Raw genomic sequence first — 10,979 nt, 5'->3', positions numbered from 1 at the left:
ATGATGAATCCTCGCAGGATAAGGGGCGCGCGGGGCACACGGTGGCGAAAGTGTTCACTCTCTCATACGTGGTCACAGCTGATTTAGCTGATGCCTACAGGGACTTCACGCCGATACCGTGCGGATCACTCTCCCACGCGGGTGTGCGGACACACACCAGTGCTGGCTACGATCTCTGTCCCGCGCGCACAAACCCTAACAAAGCAAAAGGCGGCTGGCCCTATCGGGCCAGCCGCCTTTTCTTTTTCAAAATGTCAGCGCTGCGCAGATCTGAAGCCGTACATCTCAAGTTTGCTGCGCGACAGCGCAGCCCGGAAGGGCTGGGTGATCTCCCACAGGGAAACCGCAGCCTCTGAATGCTGTGGTACTCCTGTGGGAGCTGGCTTGCCGGCGATTGGGCTGCAAAGCAGCCCCGGCAATTTCAATCCTTACCAGGCCATCGGCTCCCGGCTACGCACCCGCACTTGCTGCGCTGGCACCCGGGCATGCCATTGCACCACCCCCAACGCCTCCACCTGGAACTCGCTGCGTATCACCCGCCCTTCTTCCTCGAACGACAACTGCAACAGGAAATACCCGCTGTTCAGCAACAACCCTTCGCTCAGCCGTTCGAACGTTTCGTCATCCACCGCTCCCAACGCCTGACGCAAGGCACCTGCATCCACATACCCCGACGCCGGCCGCCCGCTGATGATGCGGCTGAGCAACGAGCGCGAATAGCGCCCTTCGTACAACGCCTCCAGCAGCGGCAAATGCTCCAGCCCAAGCGCATTGGCGTTCAGCCGCCAGCCGGTTACCTGCGGCAAGGCACATAGCATCGGGTAGCGGGCCTGCCGGCTGGCGTCCGGCTCCAGCAGCAGGTTCAGTTCGCTGGTGTCGAGCATCGGCTGGTTGGCCGCCAACCGAGCCGGCTGCTGACGCAGGTACTGGGCGCTTTCGGCGCCTTGCAGGCGAGTATCGCTGTCGGCGTCGAGCCAGTCGGCCAGCGCATCGACCAGTCGCTCTGCCGCCATGTCGTCGCCTAGCAAATAGCGCAACTGACGCTCGGCTCGCTCGCCATCAGCACCTAACAACGCATTGACGTTAAAACAGGTGTGCTGATCGCGCACCCGCAACTGCGCCTGGCCGGCGCCAAAGTCATAGTTCAACGGCTGCCCACGCAGGGCCTGCCAGAACAACGGGCTAAGCCGCCAGGCGGGGTCGCGCAGGGCTTGCTCGGCGTAGGCCAGGCCGGCCTGCTCCATGGCCCGCGCTTGCACCCGCTGGCGCAGCAGGCGCACCTCATCCACTTGGCGCCGGCCGTCTTCCACCAGCCAGGCCATGCCCGCCGCCAACATTGCCAGCACCACCATCACCATCAACAGGGCCGCCCCCTGCTGTTGCCTGCCACCCATCCGTGCGTGCCTCGCTCGCAGAATAAAGACGCCAGTCAACACGCGGCGTGTTGCAGGTAGATGGCAATGCCCATCCGTCATGTGTACGTCATCTACACGAGGCAGGATTAGCCTTCCTTTTCATGACCTTACAGGAGTGGTCGCAATGGGTGGCATTGGAATCTGGCAACTGGTGATCGTACTGCTGATCGTATTCCTGCTGTTTGGCACCAAGCGCCTCAAGGGCCTGGGCAGCGATGTGGGTGAGGCGATCCAGGGTTTTCGCAAATCCATGGGCGGTGACAACGATGTCAATGCCGCTGGCCAGGCACAGGTACAGCAGCAGGCGCCGCTGAACGGCCAGGCCACTCAGCAGCCTCAAGCGGATCGTCAGGCCTGATGTTCGAGGTAGGCTTCAGCGAGTTGCTGTTGGTCGGCATCGTCGCGTTGCTGGTGCTGGGCCCGGAACGCCTGCCAGTGGCGGCGCGTACCCTGGGGCGCGGACTGGGTCAGGCGCGCCGGGCCATGCACGCCTTACGCACGCAGGTAGAACGCGAAATCGACATGCCGAACCTCGACAGCGCCCCATTACAGCGCCTGGAGCAGGAGATCCGCCAAGGCATAAGCCTGAACGCGGAGCCGGCCAATGATGCAGCCACGGTCGCCCTGCCCAAGGAAAACGCCTCATGAGTATTGCCATGGACCCGGCGGCCAGCATGCCGTTGACCGAACACCTGCGCGACCTGCGCAAACGCCTGGTGCGTTGCCTGGCGTTGGTGGCGCTGGTGTTCGCCGGCCTGTTCCCCTTTGCGCAAACGCTGTACACGCTCATTTCCGAACCGCTGCGGCGCTTTTTGCCAGAAGGCGCAAGCATGATCGCGACCAGCGTCACCTCGCCGTTTCTGACACCGTTCAAGCTGACCGCGATGTGTGCGCTGTTCGTGGCCATGCCGCTGCTGCTGCACCAGGCCTGGGGCTTTCTGGCGCCGGGGCTGTACCACCGTGAACGGCGCATTGCCCTGCCGCTGCTGGTGTCGAGCATCGTGCTGTTTTATGCCGGCATGGCCTTCGCGTTCTTCCTGGTGTTCCCGATGATGTTCGGCTTTTTTGCCAGCGTGACGCCGGACGGCGTGGCGATGATGACCGACATCAGCCAGTACCTGGACTTTATCCTGGCGCTTTTTCTGGCGTTCGGGCTGGCGTTCGAGATCCCGGTGGCGACGTTCATCGTGGTCTGGGTGGGGTTGGCCGATGTGGCCACGTTGCGGCGCAGCAGGCCCTACGTGATCGTCGGGTGCTTTGTGGTGGGGATGATATTGACGCCGCCGGATGTGTTTTCGCAGACGATGCTGGCGGTGCCGATGTGGGTACTGTTCGAGGTGGGGTTGCTGGCTTGTGCCTGGTTGAAGCGGCCGGAGCCTGGCAAGGACATTGTGGCTGGATTGTAGGGCCTCTTCGCGGGCAAGCCCGCGAATGGCCTTGATGCGGTCTAGAACTCGGCGAGCCGCCAGACTTCATAGGCTGGCGTCTCGTACGGGTGGCTCTGCTTGAGCGCAGCGACGACCTGGGCAATCAGGTCGTCCGCCACCACCAGCTCCACCTTCCACTCTTCCACCACCTCGACCTGGCCGGCTTGCCCGAGGAACGGCTGGCTGCCGTCCAACGGGCGGAACTGGCCCTGGCCGAGGGTTTGCCAGGCGCAGTGGTCATAGTCACCGATGCGCCCGCCACCGGCGGCGAATACGGCGGCCTTGACCACTTCGACATGGCTGGCGGGGACGAAGAAGGCGAGCTTGTACACGCCTTAGTTCACCCACACCCGTGCGTTGCGGAACATACGCATCAGCGCGGCATCTTCCTGCCACTCGTCCGGGCGCCAGGAGTTCTGCACGGCGCGGAACATACGCTCCGGGTGCGGCATCATGATGGTCACGCGGCCGTCGCGGCTGGTAAGGCCGGTGATACCACGCGGCGAGCCGTTCGGGTTGGCCGGGTAGGCTTCGGTGACCTTGCCGTGGTTGTCGACGTAGCGCAGGGCCACGCAACCGGACACGTCGGCTTCCAGCAGTGCCGCTTCGTTGGCGAACTCGGCGTGGCCTTCGCCGTGGGCGATGGCGATCGGCATGCGCGAACCGGCCATGCCCTGCAGGAAGATCGAGTTGGACTTCTGCACCTCGACCATGGCCACACGGGCTTCGAACTGCTCCGAGCGGTTACGCACGAAGTGCGGCCAGTACTCGGTGCCCGGGATCAGCTCGTGCAGGTTGGACATCATCTGGCAACCGTTGCACACGCCCAGGGCGAAGCTGTCGGTACGCTCGAAGAAGGCCTGGAAGGCGTCACGGGCACGGGCGTTGAACAACGCCGACTTGGCCCAGCCTTCGCCGGCACCCAGTACGTCACCGTACGAGAAACCACCGCAGGCGACCAGGCCCTTGAAGGCTTCGAAGTCGACACGGCCAGCGAGGATGTCGCTCATGTGCACGTCGATGGCGGCAAAGCCGGCGCGGTCGAAGGCAGCAGCCATTTCAACCTGGCCGTTGACACCCTGCTCGCGCAGGATGGCCACTTGCGGGCGCACGCCCTTCTTGATGTACGGTGCGGCGATGTCGTCGTTGACGTCGAAGCCCAGCTTCACCGACAGGCCCGGGTTGTCTTCCTCGAGCAGCAGGTCGAATTCCTGGTCCGCGCAGTCGGCGTTGTCGCGCAGGCGCTGGATCTGGTAGCTGGTTTCGGCCCACTGGCGCTGCAGCATGCGGCGGTCGTCGTCGAACAGCACTTCGCCGTTCAGGCTGATGGACACTTCACCGTTGTTGACCGGCTTGCCGATCACCGCGACGCAACCTTCGCCCAGACCAGCAGCGCTGAACTGTGCCAGTACGTCCGGAGTGGCATCCTGGCGAACCTGGATGACTGCGCCCAACTCTTCGTTGAAGAGGATGGCCGGCACGTCGCCCTTGCTGTCGGTCAGCGGGTCGAGGTGCAGGTCGAGGCCGCAGTGGCCGGCGAAGGCCATTTCCAGCACGGTGGTGACCAGGCCGCCGTCGGAACGGTCGTGGTAGGCCAGCAGGTGGCCGTCGGCGTTCAGGCCCTGGATCACGGCGAAGAAGGCCTTGAGGTCTTCGGCGTCGTCGACGTCCGGCGCCTGGGCAGCGATCTTGCCGTAGGTCTGGGCCAGGATCGAGGCGCCCATGCGGTTCTTGCCACGGCCCAGGTCGATCAGGATCAGGTCGGTCTCGCCCTTGTCCATGCGCAGTTGCGGGGTCAGGGTTTTGCGGATGTCGGTGACCGGGGCGAAGCCGGTGATGATCAGCGACATTGGCGAGGTAACGCTCTTCTCGACGCCTTCATCGCTCCACTTGGTCTTCATCGACATCGAGTCTTTGCCGACCGGAATGGTAATGCCCAGCTCCGGGCACAGCTCCATGCCGACAGCCTTGACGGTGTCGTACAGGCGGGCGTCTTCACCCGGGTGACCAGCAGCGGACATCCAGTTGGCCGACAGTTTTATGTCGGACAGCTTCTCGATGCGCGAGGCAGCCAGGTTGGTCAGGGTTTCGCCGATGGCCATGCGGCCGGACGCCGGGGCATCCAGCAGTGCCAACGGGGTACGCTCACCCATGGCCATGGCTTCACCGGTGTACACGTCGAAGCTGGTGGCGGTGACGGCGCAGTCAGCTACCGGTACCTGCCACGGGCCGACCATCTGGTCGCGGGCAACCAGGCCGGTGATGGTGCGGTCGCCGATGGTGATCAGGAAGCTCTTGCTGGCCACGGCCGGGTGGCTAAGAACGCGCTGGACGGCGTTGTCCAGGTCCAGCTTGCTCGGGTCGAAGTCATCGCCCAGCTCGGCTTCGCGGGTAACCGAACGGTGCATGCGTGGCGGCTTGCCCAGCAGCACGTCCAGCGGCATGTCCACCGGGGTGTTGCCGAAGTGGCTGTCGCTGACGGTCAGGTGTTGCTCTTCAGTCGCTTCACCGACTACGGCAAACGGGCAGCGCTCGCGCTCACAGATGGCCTGGAAGCGGTCGAAGTCAACGGCACTGACGGCCAGTACGTAACGCTCTTGCGATTCGTTGCTCCAGATTTCGTGCGGGGCCATGCCCGGCTCGTCGTTGGGCACGTTACGCAGTTCGAAGCGGCCACCACGGCCACCGTCGTTGACCAGCTCAGGGAAGGCGTTGGAGATACCGCCGGCGCCAACGTCGTGGATGAAGGCGATCGGGTTGGCGTCGCCCAGCTGCCAGCAGCGGTCGATGACCTCCTGGCAACGGCGCTCCATTTCAGGGTTTTCGCGCTGCACCGAGGCGAAATCCAGGTCTGCCGAGCTGGCACCGGTCGCCACCGACGAAGCGGCGCCGCCGCCCAGGCCGATCAGCATGGCCGGGCCACCGAGCACGATCAGCTTGGCGCCGACGGTGATCTCGCCCTTCTGCACGTGGTCTTCACGGATGTTGCCCATACCACCGGCCAGCATGATCGGCTTGTGGTAACCGCGCACTTCTTCGCCGTGCGGGGTGTTGATGGCCTGCTCGAAGGTACGGAAGTAACCGGTCAGGGCCGGGCGACCGAATTCGTTGTTGAACGCCGCGCCACCCAGAGGGCCTTCGATCATGATGTCGAGGGCGTCGACGATGCGCTCAGGCTTGCCGTAAGCCTGCTCCCATGGCTGCTCGAAGCCTGGGATGCGCAGGTTGGATACGGTGAAGCCGGTGAGGCCAGCCTTGGGCTTGGCGCCACGGCCGGTAGCACCTTCGTCGCGGATTTCGCCGCCGGAGCCGGTGGAGGCGCCAGAGAACGGGGCGATGGCGGTCGGGTGGTTGTGGGTTTCCACCTTCATCAGGATGTGCACCGGCTCCTGCACCGCGCCGTACTGGCGGGTTTCAGGGTTCGGGAAGAAGCGGCCGGCCACGTTACCGACGATGACCGAGGCGTTGTCCTTGTAGGCGGACAGCACGCCTTCGTTGTGCATCTGGTAGGTGTTCTTGATCATGCCGAACAGGCTCTTTTCCTGAGCCTGGCCGTCAATGTCCCAACTGGCGTTGAAGATCTTGTGGCGGCAGTGCTCGGAGTTGGCCTGGGCGAACATCATCAGTTCGATGTCGTTCGGGTTGCGCTTGAGGCCCTGGAAGGCGTTGACCAGGTAATCGATCTCGTCTTCGGCCAAGGCCAGGCCCAGGTCGATGTTGGCCTTGGCCAGGGCGTCGCGGCCACCGGCCAGGATGTCGACCGAGGTCATCGGCTTGGGCTGGGCGTGGCTGAACATGTCGGCCGCCTGCTCCAGCTGAGCCAGCACGCGCTGGGTCATGCGGTCGTGCAGCTCGGCGGCGATCAAGGCAGCGTCAGCATCGCTCAGGGTGCCGGCGACGTAGTAGGCGATGCCGCGCTCCAGGCGCTGGATCGACTGCAGGCCGCAGTTGTGGGCGATGTCGCTGGCCTTGCTGGCCCAAGGCGAAATGGTGCCCAGGCGCGGTACGACCAGGAACAGGCGGCCGGTCGGCTCCTGTACCGGCACGCTCGGGCCGTACTTGAGCAGACGGCCCAGCACCTGCTGCTGGTCGGCGGTCAGCTCGCCGTCAACATCGGCGAAGTGGGCAAATTCGGCATACAAACCAGTAACAGCGGGGACTTTCTGGCTCAGTTGCTCGAGTAATTTACCGTGGCGAAAGGCAGAAAGGGCAGGAGCGCCGCGCAGGATCAACATCGTCGGGACAGCCTCAGGAAGGGGTGTGCTTAGAGGCCGTGCATTCTAGCCTAATTCGATGGCTTTCGGCACCCGCTCTACGCCACGGCTGCCGGGCGGTGGAACCGGACTTTCGGGTCAGAAAATTTGCCCTGTATTGCCTGCACCGGCCTCATCGCCGGCAAGCCAGCTCCCACAGGTGCACCACAGGTTTCAAGGTCGGTGTTGTACCTGTGGGAGCTGGCTTGCCGGCGATGAGGCCGGTGCAGCACATAAAGTGCTACCAGACAAGCTAACAGTTGTCGAGATATGGTTGGGCCGGTCCTTTGCGTATACTGCAACCTATGTTCGCCCACACTGCTTTGCGCCAGCGTTGCGCCAAATGGCTTCTCGCAACCGGACTCTTTCTGCTGCTCGGTGCCTGCGTTGAAAAACCCAGCACCCTCGAGCGCGTGAAGGAGGATGGCGTGCTGCGCGTCATCACCCGCAACAGCCCGGCCACCTACTTCCAGGACCGCAACGGCGAAACCGGCTTCGAATACGAGCTGGTCCAGCATTTCGCCGAAGATCTCGGCGTAAAGCTGCAAATCGAGACCGCCGACAACCTCGACGAGCTGTACGACGCCCTCGGCAAGCCCTCCGGCCCGGTGCTGGCCGCTGCCGGCCTGGTCAGCAGCGAGCGGCGCAAGGCCCAGGTCAGATACTCTCACCCGTACCTGGAGGTGACCCCGCAGGTCATCTACCGCAACGGCCGCCCGCGCCCCACAGACGCCAAGGGTCTGGTCGGCAAGAAGATCATGGTACTCAAGGGCAGCAGCCATGCCGACCAGCTGGCCGAGCTGAAGAAGCAGTACCCGGGCCTGCAATACGAAGAGTCCGACGCTGTCGAGGTGGTCGACCTGTTGCGCATGGTCGACGAAGGGCAGATCGACCTGACCCTGGTCGACTCCAACGAGCTGGCAATGAACCAGGTGTACTTCCCCAACGTGCGGGTTGCCTTCGACCTGGGCGATACCCGTGACCAGCGCTGGGCAGTGACTGCGGGCGAAGACAACAGCCTGCTCAACGAGATCAACGAATTTCTCGACAAGGCGCAGAAGAATGGCACCCTGCAGCGCCTGAAAGACCGTTATTACGGCCATGTCGACGTGTTGGGCTATGTGGGCGCCTACACCTTCGCCCAGCACCTGCAGCAACGCCTGCCCAAGTACGAGAAGCACTTCAAGAGCTACGCCAAGGTCGAGCAGGTGGACTGGCGCCTGCTGGCCGCTATCGGCTATCAGGAATCGATGTGGCAGCCGGAGGTTACCTCCAAGACCGGCGTGCGCGGCTTGATGATGCTGACCCAGCGCACTGCCCAGGCCATGGGCGTATCCAACCGCCTGGACCCGAAACAGAGCATCCAGGGCGGCGCCAAATACTTCATGAAGATCAAGGAAGAGCTGGACGACAGCATTCAGGAGCCGGACCGCACCTGGTTCGCACTGGCGGCCTATAACGTCGGCAGCGGCCACCTGGAAGACGCCCGTACCCTGGCCAAGCGCGAGAAGCTCAACCCGAACAAGTGGCTGGACGTGAAGAAAATGCTGCCGCGCCTGTCGCAGAAGCAGTGGTATCGCCAGACCAAATACGGCTATGCGCGTGGCGGCGAGCCGGTGCACTTCGTGGCCAACATCCGCCGCTACTACGACATCCTCACCTGGGTGACCCAGCCGCAGCTCGAGGGCCAGGTGGCCGAGGGCAACCTGCATGTGCCTGGGGTGAACAAGGACAAGCCGGCGGATCAGTCGCCGCCGATGTAAGCCTGCACCGGCCTCTTCGCGGGCATGCCCGCTCCCACAGGTACACCACAGGTTTTAAGGGCAGTGATATTCCTGTGGGAGCGGGCGCGCCCGCGAAGAGGCCGGTACAGGTTAAGCCTTGGCCCGGCGAGCCTTGAAGAAATCACTGAGGATCTGCCCGCACTCTTCAGCCAGCACCCCGCCCTCCACCATCACCCGATGGTTCAGGAACCCTTGCCCGAAGAACTGCCCCTGGCTCTGCACAATCCCTGCCTTGGGCTCCAGCGCCCCAAACACCACGCGCATCACCCGCGAATGCACGATCAGCCCCGCACACATGCTGCACGGCTCCAGGGTCACGTAAAGGGTGCTGCCGGGCAGCCGGTAATTACTGGCAGACTTCGCCGCTGCGCGGATGGCCACCATCTCGGCATGCGCACTGGGGTCGCTGTCGATGATCGGCCGGTTGAAGCCCTGGCCGATCACCTGACCATGCTGCACCAGCACCGCCCCCACCGGCACTTCCCCCATGGTTGCGCCTTCAGCAGCCAGGGCCAGTGCCAGGCGCATGAATTCCTGATCGCGGCTGCGATCGATGATCTGCGGGCGCATCAGACCACCGCGATCGCGGCCATCAGGCCGGTTTCCATGTGGTCGATGACGTGGCAGTGGAACATCCAGGTGCCCGGGTTATCCGCCACCAGGGCTACCTGGGCGCGTTCGTTCTTGCCCAGCAGGTAGGTATCGGTGAACCACGGCTCCTTGATGTCGTGCCGGTTGGAGGCGATCACCTTGAAGCTCATGCCGTGCAGGTGGATCGGGTGCTGGTACTGGGTCATGTTCTTCAGCTCGAAGATGTAGCTCTTGCCCTTCTTCAGCGTGGCGATGGGGCGGTCGGCGCAGGTCTTGTCGGTGATGTCCCAGGCCTGGCCGTTGATCTGCCACATGCTCGATGGCTTGTCCGGGTCAGGGGTGACAGTGACGTTGGCCGCCCATTCGAAATTGAAGTTGAGCTTTTCGGCATTCTCCAGGTCCGGCTCGGCGATCGGGTTGGGCGGCAGCGCTGGCGGCCAGTCACCCGGCACGTCGTTGCTGGCCACCGAACGCAGGGTGCCCAGGCGCACGAAACCGTCTCGAAGGGAAATCTCCTCACCCGCCTCGGGAATACGGATGGCCAGGCAGATACGCATGCCCGGGCCGAGCCAGTACTCGTCTTCCAATGGGCGCGGGGTCACCGGGTTGCCGTCGAGGGCATAGATTTTTGCCTCGCAGTTGCCCTTGAGGTTGAGGCGGTAGGTCCAGGTGTTGTCCAGGTTCAGCAGGCGCACCCGCACCACTTGGCCGGCCGGCAGCTCGGTCACCGAGTCGGGCTGGCCATTGATGGTAATCAAGCGCCCGGCGGTGCCGTTGCGCGCGGCCTCACGCGGGATGCTGAAGGGCAGCCAGGCGCCCTGCTCGTCCACGTGCCAGTTCTTCAGGCTCAGGGTGCGCTCATGCTGGAAGCCGGTCGGCTCACGCTCCTCGACGATCAGCGGGCCGACCAGGCCGCGCCCCAGCTCTTCGGAGCTGCTGACATGCGGGTGATACCAGTAGCTGCCGGCATCCGGTACGCGGAACTTGTAGTCAAAATACTCGCCCGGCTTGACCGGCAGTTGCGAGACGTAGGGCACGCCGTCCATTTCCAGCGGCAGGCGAATGCCGTGCCAGTGAATGGTGGTTTCCACCGGCAGGTGGTTGATGAAGCGTACCCGCAGCCAGGTGCCCTGGCGCACGCGAAGCTCGGTGCCTGGTGCCGAAGGGCCGAAAGCCCAGGCCTCGGTCTTGAAGCCCGGCACCAGCTCGACATCCAGCGGCGCTGCGATCAGCTCGTAATCATGCCCGGCATTGTCGTCCTCGACCTTGCCCAGCCAGTAACGCGCCGCGCCACCGGCGCCCAGGCCAACCACAACCAGGCCGGTGAGGCCCTTGAGCATTTGTCGACGGGTGAAGGACATCGGTGCGGGTACCTCGTGTTCTGCGCAATCAAGCTGCCAGCAGCGGCTGGCGATGAAGGGCGAATACGATACACCTGCAAATAGGAAAGATTAAGTGAAGTGTTGTTTCAATGGCCTAAGCCACCCTGTCCCTGGTGTTTACGCTTGT

General features: G+C 63.7%; 10 protein-coding genes. 5 read left to right on the top strand and 5 right to left on the bottom strand.

All coding sequences use genetic code 11. The features are described 5' to 3' along the window. Window positions 1-356: hypothetical protein (locus tag N436_RS28625; protein ID WP_218277672.1), on the top strand; the 356-nt coding region annotated here is incomplete at its 5' end. A 72-nt stretch (window positions 357-428) separates the two neighbouring features. Here N436_RS28625 and gspK read toward each other — a convergent pair. Then, a complete protein-coding gene (gene gspK, locus N436_RS17380) occupies window positions 429-1,394 on the bottom strand; it encodes a type II secretion system minor pseudopilin GspK (RefSeq protein WP_105946880.1) in 966 nt (321 codons plus the stop codon). A 145-nt stretch (window positions 1,395-1,539) separates the two neighbouring features. Here gspK and tatA point away from each other — a divergent pair, with 145 nt between their 5' ends. The 3 genes from tatA to tatC are packed head-to-tail and all read left to right on the top strand — an operon-like array spanning window position 1,540 to window position 2,821. Continuing rightward, the gene (gene tatA / locus N436_RS17375; RefSeq protein WP_025753757.1) at window positions 1,540-1,773 is read left to right on the top strand and encodes a twin-arginine translocase TatA/TatE family subunit; all 234 of its coding nucleotides are present in this window, start codon (window positions 1,540-1,542) and stop codon (window positions 1,771-1,773) included. Next, window positions 1,773-2,063 carry a Sec-independent protein translocase protein TatB gene (gene tatB / locus N436_RS17370; protein ID WP_028698967.1) on the top strand — a complete coding sequence of 97 codons (291 nt, stop codon included), beginning with the start codon at window positions 1,773-1,775 and terminating at the stop codon, window positions 2,061-2,063. The genes tatA and tatB overlap by 1 nt, the downstream gene beginning before the upstream one ends. Beyond that, the gene (tatC, locus tag N436_RS17365) at window positions 2,060-2,821 is read left to right on the top strand and encodes a twin-arginine translocase subunit TatC (protein WP_110741614.1); all 762 of its coding nucleotides are present in this window, start codon (window positions 2,060-2,062) and stop codon (window positions 2,819-2,821) included. The genes tatB and tatC overlap by 4 nt, the downstream gene beginning before the upstream one ends. 41 nt (window positions 2,822-2,862) lie before the next feature. On the opposite strand, the gene N436_RS17360 is transcribed toward tatC, so the two are convergent. Both N436_RS17360 and purL read right to left on the bottom strand, forming a co-directional pair. After that, on the bottom strand, window positions 2,863-3,174 hold the full coding sequence (locus tag N436_RS17360; RefSeq protein ID WP_110741613.1) for an NGG1p interacting factor NIF3: 312 nt from the start codon (window positions 3,172-3,174) through the stop codon (window positions 2,863-2,865). 3 nt (window positions 3,175-3,177) lie between these two features. After that, complete coding sequence (gene purL / locus N436_RS17355) at window positions 3,178-7,077, bottom strand: phosphoribosylformylglycinamidine synthase (RefSeq protein WP_104834059.1); 3,900 nt, start codon at window positions 7,075-7,077, stop codon at window positions 3,178-3,180. Window positions 7,078-7,400: 323 nt separating this feature from the next. Between purL and mltF the strand changes: the two genes are divergently transcribed. Further along, on the top strand, window positions 7,401-8,858 hold the full coding sequence (mltF, locus tag N436_RS17345; RefSeq protein WP_110741612.1) for a membrane-bound lytic murein transglycosylase MltF: 1,458 nt from the start codon (window positions 7,401-7,403) through the stop codon (window positions 8,856-8,858). A 111-nt stretch (window positions 8,859-8,969) separates the two neighbouring features. Here the strand turns inward: mltF and tadA are convergent, their stop codons facing one another. Both tadA and N436_RS17335 read right to left on the bottom strand, forming a co-directional pair. Further along, window positions 8,970-9,449, bottom strand: coding sequence for a tRNA adenosine(34) deaminase TadA (gene tadA / locus N436_RS17340; protein ID WP_105946883.1), 480 nt, complete (start codon window positions 9,447-9,449; stop codon window positions 8,970-8,972). Beyond that, on the bottom strand, window positions 9,449-10,831 hold the full coding sequence (locus tag N436_RS17335) for a multicopper oxidase family protein (protein WP_110741611.1): 1,383 nt from the start codon (window positions 10,829-10,831) through the stop codon (window positions 9,449-9,451). The genes tadA and N436_RS17335 overlap by 1 nt, the downstream gene beginning before the upstream one ends. Between the last annotated feature and the right edge of the window lie 148 nt (window positions 10,832-10,979).

Origin of the sequence: Pseudomonas sp. RV120224-01b, assembly GCF_003208145.1 — a bacterium.
In the GTDB taxonomy this organism is placed as follows: Bacteria; Pseudomonadota; Gammaproteobacteria; order Pseudomonadales; family Pseudomonadaceae; genus Aquipseudomonas; species Aquipseudomonas monteilii.
The sequence above is the reverse complement of the archived record's forward strand: the minus strand, read 5'-3'. Positions and strand labels throughout refer to the sequence as shown.